Source organism: Skermanella pratensis (assembly GCF_008843145.1).
In the GTDB taxonomy this organism is placed as follows: Bacteria; Pseudomonadota; Alphaproteobacteria; order Azospirillales; family Azospirillaceae; genus Skermanella; species Skermanella pratensis.
In genome coordinates this window covers 259,877-278,474 of sequence record NZ_CP030265.1, presented here as the reverse complement: position 1 = coordinate 278,474, position 18,598 = coordinate 259,877, and the positions used below count along the sequence as shown (strand labels likewise).

The following is an 18,598-nucleotide window of genomic DNA, read 5'->3' as shown; positions in this document are numbered from 1 at the left end:
AGGAAACCATCATTTCATAAAAGAGGAGCCGCCATGCCGGCGCACAGCGGACGTCACTTCCTTCAGATCCCCGGCCCGACCAACGTCCCGGACCGCATCCTGCGGGCGATCGACCATCCGACCATCGACCACCGCGGGCCGGATTTCGGCCGGCTCGGCGCGAAGGTGCTCGACGGCATCAAGGGGATCTTCCGCACGGCGTCCCCGGTGGTGATATATCCCGCGTCCGGCACCGGCGCCTGGGAAGCGGCGCTGGTCAATACCCTCTCCCCCGGCGACCGCGTCCTGATGGCGGAGACGGGGCATTTCGCCAGCCTGTGGCGCGAGCTGGCCGCCCGCCTGGGGCTGGAGCCGGAATTCCTGCCCGGCGACTGGCGCCACGGCGCCGACCCGGCCGCGATCGAGGCGCGCCTGGCGGAGGACCGCGAGCATGCCATCAAGGCGGTCTGCGTCGTTCACAACGAGACATCGACCGGCGTCGCCAGCCGCATCCCGGAGATCCGGGCGGCCATCGACCGCGCCGGCCATCCCGCGCTGTTCCTGGTCGACACCATCTCCTCCCTGGGCTCGATCGACTACCGCCACGACGAGTGGGGGGTGGATGTCACGGTCGGCGGCTCGCAGAAGGGACTGATGCTGCCGCCCGGCCTCAGCTTCAACGCCGTCAGCGACAAGGCCCGCGCGGCGGCCAAGTCAGCCCGCCTGCCCCGCTCCTATTGGGACTGGGAGGCGATGATCACCGTCAACGGGACCGGCTACTTCCCGTACACCCCTGCGACCAACCTGCTGTTCGGCCTTGACGCCGCGATCGACATGCTGATGGAGGAAGGGCTGGACAACGTCTTCGCCCGCCACGACCGTCATGCCGAGGCGACCCGCCGGGCCGTCCGCGCCTGGGGTCTGGAGGTTCTCGCCGCCGACGCGCGGGAATACTCCAGCTCGCTGACGGCCGTCATGGTGCCCGACGGGGTCGATGCCGACGAGTTGCGCCGGACCATCCTGGAGCGGTTCGACATGTCGCTGGGCAACGGGCTGGGCCGGCTGAAGGGGAGGGTCTTCCGCATCGGCCACCTGGGGTCGTTCAACGACCTCATGCTGTGCGCGACCCTGTCCGGCGTCGAGATGGGCCTGGTGACCCACGGCGTGCCGGTCAACCGGGGCGGCGTCCAGGCGGCGATGGAGTACCTGACCGGCAACGCCTGACGCGGGCGCGGCGGAACGCGCCATGCAGGAACTGGAAAAGAAGCTGCCCGAACGCTAACGGATCGAGATCAACGAGCGCCTGGTCCCGTTCGGCAAGTTCGTCTGCACGGCGGCCCGCCCGAAATGCTCGACCCGCCCGCTGCCGTCCATGTGCCGCCAGGTCGGCGCGGTCAATCCGCGCTGACCGCCCCCGGCGGCCCGGCATCCAGCAACCCGGCGATGGCCTGCTTGAGGTCCGACCCCGCGAGCGGCTTGTGGAGCAGTCGGATGCCCTCCCGGTCGGCCCTCTTAAGCACCTCCGGCGCGGTATCCCCGGTCACGAGGATGGCCGGGATCGGCCATTTCTGCCGGACCGCGGCGATCGCCTCGAACCCGCTGCCGTCGCCGAGCCGGTAATCCGACACGATCAGGTCGAAGGCCGGCCCGCGCCCGGCGATGCAGGCGCGAAGCTCGCCGAGGCCCGAGACCCTGGTGACCTCCAGGCCCCAGTCCCGCATCTCCATCAGCAGGGCGGCGGCGATGATGGCGTCGTCCTCGGCCATCAGGACGGAGCATCGCCGCAGGTTTCCGGTTATCGGCGCCGGTGCCGCCGCGGGCCGGACCGACGCCGTGTCCGCCCGCGGCACCCAGACCGAGAAGGTCGAGCCGTGCGAGACCCTGGAGGTCACGGCGATGCGCAGTCCCAGAACGTCGGCGATCCGCCGGACCGTGGCGAGCCCGATGCCGAAGCCCCCCGAGGGATCGCCGCCCTGGTAATAGTCATCGAAGATCCGGGAGATCTGGTCCGCCGGGATGCCCCTGCCGGTATCACGCACATCGATCCTGACTATGCGCCCATCCTCCTCGACGGCTTCCACCAGGATGCCGCCCCGGGCAGTGTATTTCAGCGCGTTGCCGATCAGGTTGCGCAGGATCAGCTCCAGCATCACCCTGTCGGTCAGCACGGCGAACGGGGTTGCCGGTACCGCGAGCCGCAGCCCGGCCGCCTGCGCCTGCCCCGCGAACTCGCCGGAGAGCCGCTGGAGCAGGGGATACAGGGCGAAAGGCGTCATGTCGGGCCGAACGACGCCGGCCTCCAGCCGCGCAAGCTCCAGCAAGCCGCTGAGCAGGCCGCGCAGACCTTGCAGCGAAAGCTCCACCATGCCGGCCAGCGCCTTGGCGTCCGGATCGGTCAGCCGCCGGCTCAGCAGGTCCATGTAGAGGCACGCCGCCGTCACCGGCTGGCGCAGGTCGTGGCTTGCGGTCGCCAGGAAATGAGACTTGGCGCGGTTGGCCCTCTCCGCCTCGTCGCGCGCATGCCGCATGGCGGCCTCGACCTCCTTCAGGGCGCTCACGTCGGTGCTGGTGCCGCACCACTGCGCAACGCCGCCGTCGTCGCCGCGGACCGGCAGGGCCCGGGTCTGGAACCAGCGGTATTCGCCGTCGTTCCGCCGGAGCCGGTGGTCGATGTCCAGGAAGCCCTGCCGCGGCGCGGCCCTCCAGGCGGCGCGGGTCGCCGCGCGGTCGTCCGGATGGATCGGTTCGAGCCATCCCCAACGGAGCGCGTCGGCGCCGTTCTGCCCGGTGAAGGCGATCCACTGGCGGCTGGCCCAGGTCCAGTCTCCCTTGCCGACCGCCGTCCAGACGAGCTGGGGAATCGCCTCGCTCAGGGTGCGGAAGCGCGCCTCGCTGTTGCGCAGCGCGGCTTCGGCCTTCTCCCGCTCGGCCAAGCCCGCCAGCGCCTGCGCGTGGGACCGTTCGGCCTGGTCCTTCGCGGCGCTGAGCGACTGGAACAGCCCGATCCCGCGAAGCGCCGCCGCCGCCGCGCGGGCCAGGGTCTCCAGCGTGGCGACCTCCTCCGGGTCCGGGGTCCGGACCTCGGACCAGTAGACCCCGACCGCCGAGTCGGGATGGTCCCGCCCGATCGGGACGCTGATCAGGCTCCTGACGAAAGTCGGCCGGTAGGATTCGACGGGAACCCGGTCGTCCCGGTAGACGTCGGGGACCACGGCGGTCCGCCCGTTCAGCATGGCCCACCCGGAGATGCAGGACTCCAGCGGAAACCGCTTTCCGCGCCAGAGCGGGCCGATGGCGTGCTCGTCGACGTAATGGCACTGGTTGCCGGTCCGCAGGACGACCGTCACCCCGTCGGCTCCGCAGAGCTTGCCGGCGGCGTCGCGGACCGAGTCCATGACCGCATCGCGCGACCCGGCCGACTGGATCCGCTCCATCGCCTCCGAGAGACACCGCAGACGGTTATTGCTTTTCTCCAGGCGCTGCTCCGCCGCCCCGGTCATGGAATTTTCCTCGTTTCCGTCCCTGTTCGTACAGCAAACAAACGAAATCGCGAAAGGATCGGACAAGAACAGCGGATATCGCTCGAATGACGCTCAGTCGGCGCCGGCGAGCTTCTTTTGGCGCGCGAGGGGATGGTGATCGTTGACGACTCGCCTCAGGCGGTCGCCGACCACGTGGGTATAGATCTGGGTCGTCGCGATGTCCGCGTGGCCCAGCATCTTCTGGACGCTGCGCAGGTCGGCGCCATGGTCCAGCAGATGGGTCGCGAAGGCGTGGCGCAGCACGTGGGGGCTGACTTTGCGCGGCTCGATCCCGGCGTCGATCGCCAGCTCCTTGAGGAGCTGGGCGAAGCGCTGGCGGGTCAGGTGCCCGTCCTCCGACGTGCGGGACGGGAACAGGAACCCGGCCTGGCGCTGCTCCCGCCCCGGCACCATGAAGGCCTTGCGCAGCGGCATGTAGGCGGACAGCGCCTCGCGCGCCGGCTCGGACAGGGGCACCATGCGCTCCTTGCCGCCCTTGCCCTTGACGATCAGGCAGCGGGCGTCCCGCGCGATGCCGGTCAGCGGCAGCCCCACCAGTTCCGACACGCGCAGGCCGGTGGCGTAGAGCACCTCCAGCAGCGCCACCAGCCGGATGCCGTCCGGGCCGCCGCGCCGCTGGGCCGCCGTCAGCAGCGTCTCGACCTCGACCTCGGTCAGGATCTTGGGCAGCGGGCGGCCCTGCTTGGGGCTGTCGATCGTGGCCGCCGGATCGTCGGTGCGCAGCCCCTCCGAGCACAGGAACCGGTAGAACTGCCGAAGCGCCGACAGCCGCCGGGCGATCGTGCGGACCGCGGTCCCGCCTTCCAGCCCGCTGAGATGGTCGAGATATCCCCTCAGGTCGTCGGTGCCGGCCCCGTCGAGCCCGGTGCCGCGCGTCGACAGCCACGAGGCCGCGTCGATCAGGTCCCGTTCGTAGGCCTGGCGCGTGTTGTGCGCGGCGCCGCGCTCGGCCACCAGCATGTCGAGGAAGGACTCGACACGCGGCGACGCCAGCGTCTTGGGCTTTCGGGGGCGTCCGGGACGTGCCATGGGCATGCTTTCCGCTACGGTGAACAGGGGCGCGGCAAATCAGCGCATGGGTCGGCGGCTCGGCCGCTCAGCGGGGGAAACGGTCATCGGGAATGACGCGCTCCACCGTCCTGGACGGCGCCGGGATGTCCCAGGTGGCCAGGAATACCGATCCGCCGGCGGCGACTATCAGGACGAGAACGATCAGGACGCTGAGCAAGCGGGACATGATACCAGTCGAGGATGAGCCCGAGTACGGGCGGTTGCGGGAGCGAGCCACGGCACCGTCATTGATCTGGAGAAGACGAAATGCCTTGTGTTAAGGAACACCATGGCCTTTTTTAGGCACGGTCCGGACCTGCGGGCGGTCGGTTCGGGATCCGAAGCCCTGCACGTGCGGGTCGGCCGGCGGATCTTCCCCTGCCCAAAGGTTGAAGACACTATACTGTACCGATGGCATCGTCGCAGCGCAATATAACCAACTGTCAATCCTGTTCGCAGAAGGCCGCGTCCGTTCCATGAACGCCCATCAGTCTGTCGCCTCGCCGCGCTCGGCGGTTCCCCGCCTCGTGGTGCCCCGGACCGTGGTGCTGGTCGGCCTGATGGGGGCCGGAAAGACGAGCATCGGGCGCCGGCTGGCGGCGCGGCTGCACCTGCCCTTCCGCGACGCCGACAACGAGATCGAGACGGCCGCCGGCCGCACCATCGAGGAGATCTTCGAGCAGTTCGGCGAGGCCGAGTTCCGCGCCGGGGAGCGCCGGGTGATCGGGCGGCTGCTTCAGGACAACCCGCCGCACATCCTGGCCACGGGCGGCGGCGCCTACATGGACCCGGAGACCCGCGCCCTGATCCGCAGCCACGGCATCTCGGTCTGGCTGCGCGCCGAACTGGACGTGCTGCTGGCCCGGACCTCCCGGCGCAGCAACCGGCCGTTGCTCAAGCAGGGCAATCCGCGCGAGATACTGGGCCGGCTGATCGACCTGAGATATCCGGTCTACGCGGAGGCGGACATCACGGTGGACAGCATCGACGCCCCGCCCGAGGAGACGGTCGAGCGCGTGCTGAAGGCGCTCGACTCCTATCCCGGCGTCACCCTGGCGGGCGGCGGCTGAACTGGCTATCTGGGTCTCTGGGCTGGAATTCTGGGCTGGATTTATGGGAAAGACTGACACCATGCGGGACATCGTCCGGGTCGATCTGGCCGAGCGGGGCTACGACATCGTGATCGGCCCGGGCGTGATCGCCCGGGCCGGCGCGCGGATCTCCGACTTGGCCGGCCGGCGTCCGGTCGTCGTGGTGACCGACGACACCGTGGCGCCGCTCCACCTGCCGGCCCTCGAAGCCTCGCTCGACGAGGCCGGCGTCCGGCGCAACGGCCCGGCGATCGTCCTGCCGGCGGGGGAGAGGACCAAGAGCTTCGTCCACCTGGAGGCGCTGCTCGACGACCTGCTCGGGCGCGGGATCGAGCGATCCACCATGCTGGTGGCGCTGGGCGGCGGCGTGATCGGCGACCTCGCCGGGTTCGCGGCGGCCGTGGCGCTGCGCGGGCTCGACTTCGTCCAGGTCCCGACGACCCTGCTGGCCCAGGTCGACAGCTCGGTCGGCGGCAAGACCGGGATCAACACCCGCCAGGGCAAGAACCTGGTCGGCTCCTTCCATCAGCCCCGGCTCGTGCTGGCAGACACCGGGGCGCTCGTCACCCTGCCCCGCCGCCACATGCTGGCGGGATATGCCGAGGTGGTGAAGTACGGGCTGATCGACGACGCGGGCTTCTTCGCCTGGCTGGAGGAGCACGGCGCCGCGGTCTGCGCCGGCGAACCGGAGGCGCTGGTCCGGGCGGTGACCGCGAGCTGCGCCGCCAAGGCCGCCATCGTCGGCCAGGACGAGCGCGAATCGGGCCGCCGCGCGCTGCTGAACTTCGGCCACACCTTCGGCCACGCCCTGGAAGCGGCGGTCGGCTACGACGACCGGCTGCTCCACGGCGAGGGCGTGGCGCTGGGCATGGGACTGGCGTTCGACCTCTCCGCGCGCCTGGGATTCTGCGACGCCGACGTTCCCGCACGGGTGCGCCGCCATCTGGACCGCATCGGCTTGCCGACCCGGCTCGGCCAGGTAGCGGGCGTGACGTGGGACACGCGGGAACTGTTGGGGCACATGGCGAAGGACAAGAAGGTCCAGGACGGCCGGATCACCTTCGTGCTGGCGCGCGGCATCGGCCAGGCCTTCACCGCCCGCGACATCGACGGGCGCGAGGTCGCGGCGGTGCTGGACCAGGCCCGCTGACCGCCGGCCCGCACCCCCCTCCCCCATCCGTTACCGAGGCCTCGCAATCATGGACCTGACGCTCTGGATGACCATCGGAGCGATCCTCGCCCTGCTGGTGATGTCGGCCTTCTTCTCCGGGTCGGAGACGGCGCTGACCGCCGCGTCCAAGGCGCGGATGCACCAGCTCGAACACGAGGGCGACCGCCGCGCCGCCGTGGTCAACCGGCTGCGCGACGACAAGGAGAAGCTGATCGGCGGGCTGCTGCTCGGCAACAACACGGTCAACATCCTGGCCTCGTCGCTGGCGACCAGCGTCCTGATCCAGCTCGTCGGCGACGCCGGCGTGGCCTATGCCACGCTCGGCATGACGCTGATGGTGCTGATCTTCTCCGAGGTGCTGCCCAAGACCTATGCCCTGCGCCACGCCGAGACCATGGCGCTGTTCGTCGGCCGGCCGGTGCGGTTCATGGTGATGCTGTTCTCGCCGGTCACCGCGGCGGTCAACGTCCTGGTCAGCGCGGTGCTCCGGGCGTTCGGCTCGGGCATCGAGAATGTCGGGGTGCAGTCCAACATCGACGAGCTGCGCGGCGCCATCGAGCTGCACCGGGGCGAGGACCCCGGCGACGAGGAGGAGGTCAGGCACGAGCGCGCCATGCTGCGCTCGATCCTGGACCTCGCCGACGTCGAGGTGATGGAGATCATGACCCACCGGCGCAACCTGGTGACGATCGACGCCGGCCAGCCGCCGGCGCGGATCGTCCAGGAGGTCCTGGAAAGCCCCTTCACCCGCCTGCCGCTGTGGCGCGACGATCCGGACAACATCGTCGGCGTCCTGCACGCCAAGGCGCTGCTGCGCGAGGTCCAGGCGAACGCCGGCGACCTGGAGAAGCTGGACATCGGCGCCATCGCCGCCGATCCCTGGTTCATCCCCGACACCACGACCCTGTTCGACCAGCTCCAGGAGTTCCGCCGCCGGCGCGAGCATTTCGCGCTCGTGGTGGACGAATACGGCTCCCTCATGGGGATCGTGACCCTGGAGGACATCCTGGAGGAGATCGTCGGCGACATTTCCGACGAGCACGACATCACGGTGGCCGGCGTGCGCGCCCAGCCCAACGGGACCTACATCGTGGACGGCTGGGTGACCATCCGCGACCTGAACCGCGAGTTCGAGTGGCGGCTGCCCGACGAGGAGGCCTCGACCATCGCCGGGCTGGTCCTGTACGAGGCGCGCCGCATCCCGGAGGTCGGCCAGACCTTCACCTTCTACGGCTTCCGGTTCGAGGTGCTGCGCCGCCAGCGCAACCAGATCACGGCGCTCCGGATCACTCCGCCGGCCGAAGACGCCGACGGCGACGACTCCGGGGATCGCCGGGGAGACGCCGCCTCCGCTTCGGCTTGACCGTCCGCGCACGATCCTGCCAAGATCGCAAATACGCGGAAAATCTTTCATAAGATTGCGTATTGTCGATCGCAACTTTCCATCCGGAACTCTGGCGGAGAGGCCGGGTCCGGACGGGATCCGTCCGCAGGTGAAGAGGGATAGGGATAATGCCGAAGCGTAAATTGGTCCCGGACGTGATCCGGGAGCAGGACATCATTGCATTCAAGCCTGGTGACATGGTCGGCGCGGCGGTCAAGGCGATGGCCGAACGCAGGGTAGGCGCCGTGCTGGTGATCGAGGGCAGCCGCCTGATGGGGATCTTCACCGAACGCGATCTGGTAACCCGCGTCGTGGCCCGGGACCTCGACCCGAAGACCACTCCTTTGGACCAGGTGATGACCGCCGGCCCGGACACCCTGCCGCCCGACGCCATGGCGATCGAGGCGCTCGACCTGATGCGCAAGCACAATTACCGCCACCTGCCCGTCCTCCGCGACGACACCGTGGTCGGCATCGTCTCGATCCGCGACCTGTACGCGGCCGTCCATGCCCAGCTCGAGCAGGAGATCAAGGAGCGCGACTCCTTCATCTTCGGACAGGACTATTCGATCGGCGCCTGATCCCAGGGTGCTGCGGGATGCCGCATGCGACTTCCGGCCGCATGCGGCATCCGCTCGGATGTTTGACGCGACGGCGCCGCGCGCCACATAGAGCGGTGGTGGAGAGCATCCTGAAATAATCAGATTGGGTTGGAGCCTTGTCCCTCACATATCCGGCGCCCCGGCATGCGGCGCCCGCCGCGGCCTCGTCCGCTGGCACCCGGCACACCCGGGCCATCGCGGTATGGCTGCTGTTCTGCTGCGGCATGGTGTTCGCCATGGCGGTGATCGGCGCGATCACCCGGCTGACCGAGTCGGGCCTGTCCATGGTCGAGTGGAAACCGCTGATCGGCATGCTGCCGCCGCTGTCGGAGGGCGAGTGGAACCGGGTGTTCGACCTGTACCGGGCGACGCCGGAATACCGCTACGTCAACGCCGGCATGTCGCTGGACGAGTTCAAGCTGATCTTCTTCTGGGAATGGTTCCACCGCCTTTGGGGCCAGCTGATCGGCTTCGCCTTCCTGCTGCCGTTCCTGTGGTTCTGGGCGACGAAGCGCATTCCCAAGGGCCTGATGCCCAAGCTGGTCGGGCTTTTCCTGCTGGGCGGCCTGCAGGGCGGGATCGGCTGGTTCATGGTGGTCAGCGGCTTGGTCGACCGGCCCTCGGTCAGCCACTACCGCCTGGCGCTCCATCTCGGCATCGCCTTCCTGATCTTCGCCCTGATGCTGTGGATAGCCCTGGGGCTGCTCGACCCGAACCCGCGGTCGGGCCGCAGCGCCGCGGCACCGTCCCTGAGGCGCCACTCCGGGCTGGCCCTGGGCTTCGTCGCGGTGACGGTCGCCTGGGGCGCCTTCGTCGCCGGGCTGGACGCCGGGATGATCTACAACACCTTCCCGCTGATGGGCGGCCAGCTCGTTCCGTCCGACATGTGGTTCCTCGACCCGGCCCCGCTGAACCTGGTGGAGAACCACGCAGCGGTCCAGTTCACCCATCGCTGGCTCGCCATCGCCACCGGCATCGTGGTGCTGGCTCTGACGTGGCGCGCCGTCCGGGCCGACCTGAGCCCGCGCGGCCACAAGCTGGCCTATGCCGCCGGCGCGATGATGCTGCTCCAGATCGCCCTGGGCATCGCGACCCTGCTGACCGTCGTCTCCATCCCGGTCGCCGCCATCCACCAGGCCGGCGCCCTGGCCCTGATCGCGCTCCTCGTCTGTTTCCGCTATGAAGTCAGGGCGGCGGGGACTCCGGAAAGGCCAGCCTGACGCAGCTTCCGCCGCCGGACCGTCCGGCGATGGTGACGCCGCCGCCGTGGATCTCCATCGCCTTGGCCACGATCGCCAAGCCCAGGCCGGTGCTGCCGCGGGTCCGCCTGTCGCCTTGCGCGAAGCGGCCGAACAGGCCGCCGCGCAAGGCCGGCTCGATCCCCGGTCCCCGGTCGCGGACCTCGATCGCCGCCCCGGGGCCGGTGACCACGGTGACGGCGGTTCCGCGCGGCGTCGCCCGCAGGGCATTCTCCACCAGGTTCCGCAGAGCACCCGCGATGGCGTCGCGATACCCCGCGACGATGGCGGCGCCGTCGTCCTGGAACTCCAGCTCCCTGCCCTGGTCGACCGCCAGCGGGGCCAGCCGCCGGACCGTCTCGCGCCCGATCTCGGCCAGATCGACCCGAGCGGGCGGTTCGGTGCTCAGCCCTTCCAGCTGCGCCACGCGCAGGAGCTGATCGACCAGCCGGGACATCGCCTGCACGTCCCGCTTGGCCGCCGCCGCTGCCGGCCCTCCGATCCCGTCCAGTTCCAGGAGAAGGACGGCCAGCGGCGTGCGCAGTTCATGGGCCACGTTTGCGGTGAATTCACGTTGGAAGCGAAGGACTTCGTCGGCCCTTCCCAACGCCGCGTTGACCGCGCTGACCAGCGCATGGACTTCGCGCGGCAGATCCGTGCCGGCATCCAGGCGCAGGCCGCCGCGCCGCACGTCGAGCTTCCTCGCCTGCCCGGCGGCCCTTCCCAGCGGCAGCAGGGTGCGCCGGACCGCGAACACGTTGGCGGCCAGGAGCAGCAGCGCCAGCGGCACCATGGGGATCGCCACATGGTCCATCACCTCATGCGCCAGCACGCCCCAGGCGATATGGTCCGGATCGGCGGCGACCGCGATGCAGATCAGGAAACCGGGCTCGATCGCGTCGAAGCGCTGCACCAGGATGCGGACCTGCCCCGTGCCGCGGGGGATGGTGCGCCAGAACAGGTCGGGTGCGTCGGCGGGCTCCGGCAGCGGAACCGTGAACAGACCGTCATTCATCCCGGCGACGATGTTTCCCCGACCGTCGACGATGCGGAAGCCGTAGGCATCGGGATGGCGCAGGTAGCGTCCGGCATGCTCTTCCGGCAGGTCGAGCACCGGGCGGCCGCCGGTGCCGGCCGCGACATGGGCGGCCAGCCGCTCCGCCTCGCTCGCGGCGACCCGCACGCCGAGCCGGCTGCCGTCAAGCCCGTAATGGAAGGCGACCAGGACCACCTGGACGGCCATCAGGAGGGCCGCGACCACGGTCAGGCGTACGGTGATGAGCTGCGCCACCGATCGGCGCTGCCGCCGCGCCCCGATGCCGAGCCGGCGGGTCACGCCGCCCCCACGGCCCGCAGCAGGTAGCCGACGCCCCGCACGGTATGGATCGCGGCGTCCGCTCCGGCTTCGGCGAGCCGGCGCCGCAGCCGCGAGACGTGGGCTTCCAGAGCGTTCGGCGTCACCTCGTCGTTGAACCCGTAGAGGCTTTCCTCCAGGACCGGGCGTGTCACCACCTGCCCGGCGCGGCGCAGCAGGATCTCGATCAGGTCGAGTTCCCGGCGCGGCGCGTCGATCACCTGTCCGCCGACGCTGATCCGGCGGGAGACGGTGTCGAAGGCCACGTTGCCGGCCGTCAGGACCGTAGCGAGGCAGGAGCCGGGGCGGCGTAGCAGCGCCCGGCAGCGGGCGAGCAGCTCGTCCATCTCGAAAGGCTTGACCAGATAGTCGTCCGCCCCGGTGTCGAGTCCCGATACCCTGTCGCCAAGGCCGCCCCGGGCCGTCGCGACCAGGACCGGAGTTCCGCGGCGGCGGGCTCGGAAGCCCTTCAGCCAAGCCAGCCCGTCCCCGTCGGGCAGGCCCAGGTCGAGCACGATCAGGTCATAGTCCGCGGCGGCGGCGGCGGCGTCCGCCTCCTCCAGGGACCCGAAGGCGTCCACAGCGAATCCGGCGCGGCCGAGCCCGCCGGCCATCAGGCCGGCGAGCCTTTCGTTGTCCTCGACGAGCAGAAGCCTCATGCCGGTTCTCAGGCCCGTTTCCTGCCGGTAACCATCGCCCAGATCAGGTTCTCGCGATGCCGCACGCTCTCATGGATCGCCGCGGCGGCATGGATCAGCGCCAGCCAGAGTATCGCGTCCGCCGTGCCTTCGTGAAGCTCCTCGACCCATTCGACTCCCCAGAAGGCGTCGAGCGTCGTCATCCAGCCGGTGACGCTGACAGAGGCGAGCAGGAGCATCAGCGTGATCATCATGACCGCGGCGGCCGGGTTATGGCCGAGCTGCCGGGGTTCGCGCCCCCGCAGCAGGAGCGGGACGTACCGGATCAACCGGGCCGGCGTCGGCACGAAGTCGGCGAAGCGGGCGTGGCGCGTCCCGACGAAGCCCCATACGATCCGGACGGCCAGGGCCGCCGCGACCGCATAACCAATGACCTCGTGGGCGGGTTCGCCGTCCTCGACGATGAAGAGGTTGGCGGCGCATCCCGCCACGACCACCCAGTGGAAGAGGCGGACGACCGGGTCCCACACCATGACGGACCCGTATCGGGTGCCGCCATCCGTTCCCCGGCCATGCCGCCGTCGATGCCCGTTCCCGTCATCAGTCGTCTACCTCCGCCTTGACGATCCTGGCATCGACCGGGTCGAAATAGACTTCCGCCTTGCGGCCGTCCTTGTCGTAGCCATAGATCTCGTAGCAGTTGCCGCTGGTGGTCTTGAAGGTCCGGATGTCCCGGTAACCCATCTCGGCGATCTTCTGCTTCATGTCCGCTTCGGAAAGCCACTTGTCCCTGGGCTCCCCGGTGCAGTTCGGACCGGCCGATGCCGGGCCGGCGAGCAGGGCGAGGGCGAGCGGTGAGAGGGCAAACAAGGCAAGTCTTCTCATGGTGTCTTCTCCGTCCGATGCCGGTGGACCGGGATGGCCCGCGCTGGCGATCGACGGATCCGATCCTGACGCTCCGACCTGACGGCAGTCTGACGAAGCCGGGCTTTCAGACGGACGAGGCCGCCGCCGCTCCGGGCCGGAAGAACAGGCCGAGCTGCAGGCTCTCCGCGATGCGCCTCGCCCGTTCTAGGAAGCGTTCGGCCTGCGGCGGTTCAAACAGCTCGGCGGCGGTCTCCTCGAACAGGGACAACCACCGGGCGAAGAGTCCCGCTTCCATGCCGGGGATGCACATGTGGGCCTGCATCGGGCTGCCGTGATAGGTCCCGGTCTTCAGCATGACCGAGGACCAGAACCGGACCATGGTCCCCAGGTGGCGGTCCCAATGACCGTCCACCACCCGCTCGAATATCGGGCCGAGTTCCGAATCGTCGCGGATGCGCGCATAGAAACTGTCCACCAGGGTAACGATGGTCTCTTCGGTGATGCTGTCGAACCTCATGGCTTCCTCCGGTCTCGGGTCGCTCCCACCCTAGCCGGACGGCGATAACATGTACATGAAAAGCATCTTTGTGCGTCGCTAAGTCGCCCCCTGGTTTCCGCTCCCGATCTCGTGCAGTGTGCCCCCATCGCCTGGGAAACGACCGCCCGGTGAACACTCGAAGGGAGGCAAGCCGATGCCGGAGATCGATCTCGCCGCCTGCCGGGATCTGGACGCCGCCGATCCGCTGGCCCGGTTCCGCGACCGCTTCGCCCTGCCCGACGGCGTCATCTACCTGGACGGCAACTCGCTGGGAGCCCTGCCCCGGGCGACGGCGGCGCGGGTCGCCTCGGTGGTCGAGGCGGAATGGGGCCGCGACCTGATCGGGAGTTGGACCGCCCACCACTGGATCGACCTGCCCCGGCGCGTCGGCGACAAGATCGCGCGCCTGGTCGGCGCCGCCCCCGGCGAGGTCAGGGTCGCCGATTCCACCTCGGTCAACCTGTTCAAGCTGATGGCGGCGGCCCTGCGGCTACGCCCCGGCCGCCGGGTCATCCTGTCCGAACCGGGCAATTTCCCGACCGATCTCTATGTCGCGGAAGGCCTGATCGACCTTCTCGGCCAGGGGCACGAACTGCGGCTGGCCGGGCCGGACGAATTGGCGGACGCGATCGACGACGACGTGGCCTTGGTTTCCCTGACCCACGTGAACTATCGCAGCGGCCGGATCCACGACATGGCCGCCGTGACCCGGCGGGCCCGATCCGCCGGTGCCCTGACCCTGTGGGACCTCGCCCACAGCGCCGGCGCCGTGCCGGTCTACCTGAACGGCTGCCACGCCGATTTCGCGGTCGGCTGCGGCTACAAGTACCTGAACGGCGGCCCCGGCGCGCCGGCCTTCCTGTTCGCCGCCGGACGCCACCACGACCGCCTCGCCCCGCCGTTGTCGGGCTGGATGGGCCATGCCGCCCCGTTCGCCTTCGACACCCGTTACCGCCCCGCCATCGGGCTGGACCGGATGTTGGTCGGCACGCCGCCGGTGATCGGCCTGGCCGCGCTGGAAGTCGGGGTGGACCTGATGCTGGAGGCCGACATGGGCGCGCTCCGCGCCAAGTCCATGGCGCTCGGCACCCTGTTCGCCGACCTGGTCTCCGCCCGCTGCGGCGCCCACGGCTTCCGGCCGGCGTCCCCGGCCGACCCGGAGAGGCGCGGCAGCCAGGTCTGCTTCGCCCACGAGCAGGGCTACGCCATCGTGCGGGCGCTGATCCGCCGCGGCGTGATCGGCGATTTCCGGGCGCCCGACATCCTGCGTTTCGGCTTCGCGCCGCTCTATGTCGGCTATGCCGACGTCTGGCGGGCGGTCGAGCATCTGCGCGCCGTGATGGAAAGCGGCGAATGGGACCGCCCGGAGTTCCACCGCCGCGCCGCGGTCACCTGAACCGGCAAGGTAAGGAGAAACCCTCATGGAAGATTCCGACCACGAGGCAACGGGCGCCCACACCGACTTCAGCGGCGCCATGAGCTACGGCGACTATCTCAGGCTCGATCCCCTGCTGGCCTGCCAGAAGCCGGTGTCCGACCAGCATGACGAGATGCTGTTCATCGTGATCCACCAGGCGACCGAGCTGTGGCTCAAGCTGGCGATCCACGAGCTTCAGGCGACCATCGCGGGGCTGGAGCGCGACGATCTCCAGCCGGCCTTCAAGAACCTCGCGCGGGTCTCGCGGATCCAGAGCCAGCTGATCCAGTCCTGGGACATCCTGTCCACCCTGACGCCGGCCGACTACCTGCAGTTCCGCGACCGGCTCGGCCAGTCCTCGGGTTTCCAGTCGCACCAGTACCGCATGATGGAATTCCTGCTCGGCAACAAGCGCGCCGCGATGCTGGCCCCCCATCGCCACCGCGAGGACCTGCATGCCGGCCTCAAGGCGGCGCTCGAAGGCCCAAGCCTGTACGACGCCACGATCCGGCTGCTGGCCCGGCGCGGCTTCGCCATACCCCGGGAAGTCCTGGACCGCGATCTTTCGACCCCCCACCGCAGCGATCCCGGCGTGCTCGCGGCCTGGCTGGAGATCTACCGCAACACCCGGCGGCACTGGGACCTCTACCAGCTGGGCGAGGAACTGGTCGACCTGGAGGACTGGTTCCAGCAATGGCGGTTCCGCCACATGACCACGGTGAAGCGGATCATCGGCTTCAAGCGCGGCACCGGCGGCACCGCCGGGGTCGGCTATCTCCGCCGCGCGCTCGACATGACGTTCTTCCCGGAACTGTGGGAGGTGCGGACCGAACTGAATTAGCCGCAGATGGACGCAGATAAACACAGATCCATCTGTTGATTAAGCTCTCGCCGGCCGCAGAGGGTTCATCAACCGGAACCCATCTGCGTGCATCTGTGGCCAAACCGAACGTCAGTCGAGCTGAACGTTGATGCCGAACCCGATATATTCCAGCTTGCGGGAGTAGAACTGCCCGTTGGGGTTCGAGCCGTTGTAGTATTCCGCCAGCAGCCGGATGCGCCGGGGCGTCAGCAGGCTGCTTTCGAGCTGAAAGCCCGCCTGCAGGGACAGGTCCATGTCCCAGTCGGCTTCTTCCCGGAACTTCATGTCCGCCGCGGCGACCGGGCGGAGCAGCCCGCCGGCATAGGTGTCGCGGCTCTCGTACTCCAGGCCGGCCTGGGCGGCCCAGGGCTCCAGGTCCGACGGCTCCTGGTCGAACAGGTAGCTGACCCCGCCATAGACGCGGAACTCGTCGCCGATATCGTACGAGGCCAGCCCTTCGACCGCCTCGTAGCTCAGGTTGATGCGTCGGGACCGGTCGATCTCCTCGCGCAGCAGGTACTCGTCGCCCAGGTGGGAGCTCTGGTGGAAGATCCGGCCGAGGACCGAGAAATCGCCCCGCCGCCACGACACCGGGACGCCGACCCAGTAGTCGGCGTTGACCAAGTCCATGCTGTCGCTGTTCAGGTCGAACACCGAGAAGACGCTGGCCTGGAAGCCCACTTCCCAGCGCCCGCCGAACAGGCTGTTGCGGTACAGGGAGAAAGTCTCGCCGAAGCTGACCGCGCCGGCGTGCTCCACGTCCGGATCGTCCAGATAGTACCGGTAGCTGGCGGAGAATCGCGGCCAGCGGGGATCGGCTATCAGCGGTTCGAACAGGTTGTTGCGCGGCAGGATTTCCGCGCCCTGGGCCATGACCGCGGTGGCCGGCACGGCGGAACCGGCGGCCGGCGGCTGTGCCAGCACGGGTCCTGGTGCCGGCGCGGGGGGCACGCTCGCCTCGCGCACCCGCACCTCCGTGACGCCGGGGATCTCCGACAGGGCGGTGCGCAGGCGCGGCCCGGTGGAGGAGGCCAGGGCTTCGGCATCGACCTGGATCACGCCGCCGGACACCGTCACCTGGGATGCGGCGAGGCCGAATTCGCGCTGGACGATCGCGGCGGCGTAGCCGGCGATGAAGGCGTCGTCAGGCGCCTGGGCCGATGACGGGTTCGAACCGGCGATACCGGACAAGGCGGCCAAGCAGATGGCGGACGCCAAGCCATGGCGTCGGATATGGGACGGGATCACGGGATGCTTTTCTCCGGCTTCGACGAACCGCCTTCCATCACGATGGAAAGCCGGCTGCGGCGGAGAAACGCACAACCCCGCCCCTTGGCTCCCTCGTGTCCCGAAAAGTTACCGTCGAAACCGGAGAAAACGAAAAACGCCGCGATCCGGAGGATGCGGCGCTTTCGAACGTTCGTCGAAACCATCGGGCGTCGAAACGGTCGGGAAGGACGTCAGGCGGCCTTCTTGACCTGGGCGGCGTCCATGAACGACTTGACGAGTTGGTCGACGAAAGCCGGCAGGCTGTCGAGACCGTCGGCGGTCACCAGGGCCTTGTCGAGGGTGATCGGCTCTTCGCTCCACACGGCGCCAGCGGCTTCCAATGTCTCGCGGACCGTCGGGGAAGCGGTCAGGGTGCGGCCGTTGACCTTCTGGGCCACGGCCAGGAGGCTGACACCGTCGTCGATCGCGGCGACGGGCTTGCCGCCATCCATGAAGCTGCTGATAATCCGGCGAACATGCGGATTGCCGGCAAGCTTCGCAACGCTGCGTTCGCCGCCGGGCAGGATCAGCATGTCGAAATCGGCCGCCAGAACTTCGGCGATCTGTTGATCGACCGGGAAATAATGTCCCCAGGCCTTGCCATGCCAACCGTTCACCAGACCCTGCTCAGGCGAAATCACCTTGAGGCTGGCACCGGTCTTGAGCAGGGCACGCTGGGGCTCGGTCATTTCGGTCTCTTCGAAACCGTTAGCCACCAGGATGGCGATGGTCTTACCCGCAAGCGGCTGATCCATCAAAGCAATCCTCCATTGGTTGTGTCGTGTGACGTCGGACGCTTCGGCCCGCCGCGGCTGCGACAACCCGGCGAACCACGTCGGCAACTGTGGAAATCGCAGCGAGGTCCGCCGTGAAGCGGCTCGATCCACCGATCCCTGATCTGAACGGATCCCCTGATCTGAACGGATCCAATGCGGGTTCGGCCAACGCGCGAGATGCAGATGCCTGTGAGACGGTCTGTCCCGGAAGGGGCGCGACCGTAGCCGGGGCGCAAAGGCACCGTCAAGCTTTTCGAAGCATGAAGGTTAAGTGGCGGCTTTCGTGCGCCAAGTCAATGCTTAATTCCGCAGCGCAACCGACGGGTACCGGGCTGCCGGCCGGCCGGTAGCGACCCAATCCCGCCATGATCAACTTATCCGCTCCGAACCCGGTGATCGGTGGGACAAGCGATATGATTTTGGACATACGAGGTACGCGCCGGGCGCAAGCCTTGAATGAGGCGACGTCAGGGCGGTTGTGCGGACGAAGATACGAACGAACGGAAAAGGGCGGCGAGTCACCTCGCCGCCGCCAGTCTGCTCCAACACTGGGATGGATACGATGCTGCCGCGCCGTCAGCCTTCCTGCGCGATGGTGAAACGCATGTGGCAGTTGCTGCGGGTCGCCTCCGCCTGGGCCTGCCACTTGGACCGGGCCTTCTCGTAGCTGTCGAAAGGCCCGAACATCTTCTGGGTACCGTCCTTCATCTCGGAGAAACGGGTGTCATTGTACTCGCCGACGACCCAGAAACGATTGCTGCTTCCCATGACAATCTCCATCGCTTTCGAAAGGTTGAGGTCTTGATGGTGAAATGCGGTG

The 18,598-nt window shown here is 68.7% G+C and carries 19 protein-coding genes; 8 read left to right on the top strand and 11 right to left on the bottom strand.

Annotated elements, in window-relative coordinates:
* Window positions 1-33: 33 nt before the first annotated feature.
* A complete protein-coding gene (locus DPR14_RS01245; RefSeq protein ID WP_158043540.1) occupies window positions 34-1,203 on the top strand; it encodes a pyridoxal-phosphate-dependent aminotransferase family protein in 1,170 nt (389 codons plus the stop codon).
* A gap of 170 nt (window positions 1,204-1,373) precedes the next feature.
* Here DPR14_RS01245 and DPR14_RS01235 read toward each other — a convergent pair whose 3' ends face one another.
* The 3 genes from DPR14_RS01235 to DPR14_RS01225 all read right to left on the bottom strand — a co-directional run bounded on the left by DPR14_RS01235 (window position 1,374) and on the right by DPR14_RS01225 (window position 4,758).
* Entirely contained in the window at window positions 1,374-3,479 is a 2,106-nt protein-coding gene (locus DPR14_RS01235) for an ATP-binding protein (protein WP_158043539.1), read from the bottom strand.
* A gap of 93 nt (window positions 3,480-3,572) precedes the next feature.
* On the bottom strand, window positions 3,573-4,550 hold the full coding sequence (gene xerD, locus DPR14_RS01230) for a site-specific tyrosine recombinase XerD (protein WP_158043538.1): 978 nt from the start codon (window positions 4,548-4,550) through the stop codon (window positions 3,573-3,575).
* A gap of 67 nt (window positions 4,551-4,617) precedes the next feature.
* Window positions 4,618-4,758: a hypothetical protein gene (locus tag DPR14_RS01225; RefSeq protein WP_192499217.1), complete on the bottom strand. Its 141-nt coding sequence runs from the start codon at window positions 4,756-4,758 to the stop codon at window positions 4,618-4,620.
* A gap of 289 nt (window positions 4,759-5,047) precedes the next feature.
* Here DPR14_RS01225 and DPR14_RS01220 point away from each other — a divergent pair, with 289 nt between their 5' ends.
* From DPR14_RS01220 to DPR14_RS01200, 5 genes are all read left to right on the top strand, one after another.
* Window positions 5,048-5,641 carry a shikimate kinase gene (locus DPR14_RS01220; RefSeq protein ID WP_158043536.1) on the top strand — a complete coding sequence of 198 codons (594 nt, stop codon included), beginning with the start codon at window positions 5,048-5,050 and terminating at the stop codon, window positions 5,639-5,641.
* Window positions 5,642-5,702: 61 nt separating this feature from the next.
* Window positions 5,703-6,812 (top strand): 3-dehydroquinate synthase, encoded by a 1,110-nt coding sequence (gene aroB / locus DPR14_RS01215; RefSeq protein ID WP_158043535.1) that lies wholly within the window; start codon window positions 5,703-5,705, stop codon window positions 6,810-6,812.
* 49 nt (window positions 6,813-6,861) lie between these two features.
* Entirely contained in the window at window positions 6,862-8,196 is a 1,335-nt protein-coding gene (locus tag DPR14_RS01210; RefSeq protein WP_158043534.1) for an HlyC/CorC family transporter, read from the top strand.
* Between the two features lie 149 nt (window positions 8,197-8,345).
* Entirely contained in the window at window positions 8,346-8,798 is a 453-nt protein-coding gene (locus DPR14_RS01205) for a CBS domain-containing protein (RefSeq protein ID WP_158043533.1), read from the top strand.
* Between the two features lie 137 nt (window positions 8,799-8,935).
* The gene (locus DPR14_RS01200; RefSeq protein WP_246148695.1) at window positions 8,936-10,039 is read left to right on the top strand and encodes a COX15/CtaA family protein; all 1,104 of its coding nucleotides are present in this window, start codon (window positions 8,936-8,938) and stop codon (window positions 10,037-10,039) included.
* Here DPR14_RS01200 and DPR14_RS01195 read toward each other — a convergent pair.
* The 5 genes from DPR14_RS01195 to DPR14_RS01175 all read right to left on the bottom strand — a co-directional run bounded on the left by DPR14_RS01195 (window position 10,005) and on the right by DPR14_RS01175 (window position 13,433).
* A complete protein-coding gene (locus DPR14_RS01195) occupies window positions 10,005-11,393 on the bottom strand; it encodes a sensor histidine kinase (RefSeq protein ID WP_158043532.1) in 1,389 nt (462 codons plus the stop codon). The genes DPR14_RS01200 and DPR14_RS01195 overlap by 35 nt on opposite strands.
* A complete protein-coding gene (locus tag DPR14_RS01190; protein WP_158043531.1) occupies window positions 11,390-12,070 on the bottom strand; it encodes a response regulator in 681 nt (226 codons plus the stop codon). The genes DPR14_RS01195 and DPR14_RS01190 overlap by 4 nt, the downstream gene beginning before the upstream one ends.
* Window positions 12,071-12,078: 8 nt before the next feature.
* Entirely contained in the window at window positions 12,079-12,582 is a 504-nt protein-coding gene (locus DPR14_RS01185; RefSeq protein WP_158043530.1) for a cytochrome b/b6 domain-containing protein, read from the bottom strand.
* 67 nt (window positions 12,583-12,649) lie between these two features.
* Complete coding sequence (locus DPR14_RS01180) at window positions 12,650-12,934, bottom strand: PepSY domain-containing protein (RefSeq protein ID WP_158043529.1); 285 nt, start codon at window positions 12,932-12,934, stop codon at window positions 12,650-12,652.
* A gap of 106 nt (window positions 12,935-13,040) precedes the next feature.
* Window positions 13,041-13,433, bottom strand: a complete 393-nt coding sequence (locus DPR14_RS01175) for a group III truncated hemoglobin (protein ID WP_158043528.1) — start codon at window positions 13,431-13,433, stop codon at window positions 13,041-13,043.
* A gap of 175 nt (window positions 13,434-13,608) precedes the next feature.
* Between DPR14_RS01175 and kynU the strand changes: the two genes are divergently transcribed.
* Both kynU and kynA read left to right on the top strand, forming a co-directional pair.
* Window positions 13,609-14,850, top strand: coding sequence for a kynureninase (kynU, locus tag DPR14_RS01170; RefSeq protein WP_158043527.1), 1,242 nt, complete (start codon window positions 13,609-13,611; stop codon window positions 14,848-14,850).
* A 25-nt stretch (window positions 14,851-14,875) separates the two neighbouring features.
* Window positions 14,876-15,712: a tryptophan 2,3-dioxygenase gene (kynA, locus tag DPR14_RS01165; protein ID WP_158043526.1), complete on the top strand. Its 837-nt coding sequence runs from the start codon at window positions 14,876-14,878 to the stop codon at window positions 15,710-15,712.
* A 111-nt stretch (window positions 15,713-15,823) separates the two neighbouring features.
* On the opposite strand, the gene DPR14_RS01160 is transcribed toward kynA, so the two are convergent.
* The 3 genes from DPR14_RS01160 to DPR14_RS01150 all read right to left on the bottom strand — a co-directional run bounded on the left by DPR14_RS01160 (window position 15,824) and on the right by DPR14_RS01150 (window position 18,546).
* Window positions 15,824-16,981, bottom strand: coding sequence for a DUF1207 domain-containing protein (locus tag DPR14_RS01160; protein ID WP_192499216.1), 1,158 nt, complete (start codon window positions 16,979-16,981; stop codon window positions 15,824-15,826).
* Window positions 16,982-17,193: 212 nt separating this feature from the next.
* On the bottom strand, window positions 17,194-17,757 hold the full coding sequence (locus DPR14_RS01155) for a DJ-1/PfpI family protein (RefSeq protein ID WP_158043524.1): 564 nt from the start codon (window positions 17,755-17,757) through the stop codon (window positions 17,194-17,196).
* Window positions 17,758-18,354: 597 nt separating this feature from the next.
* The gene (locus DPR14_RS01150; RefSeq protein WP_192499215.1) at window positions 18,355-18,546 is read right to left on the bottom strand and encodes a DUF4170 domain-containing protein; all 192 of its coding nucleotides are present in this window, start codon (window positions 18,544-18,546) and stop codon (window positions 18,355-18,357) included.
* Window positions 18,547-18,598 lie beyond the last annotated feature (52 nt).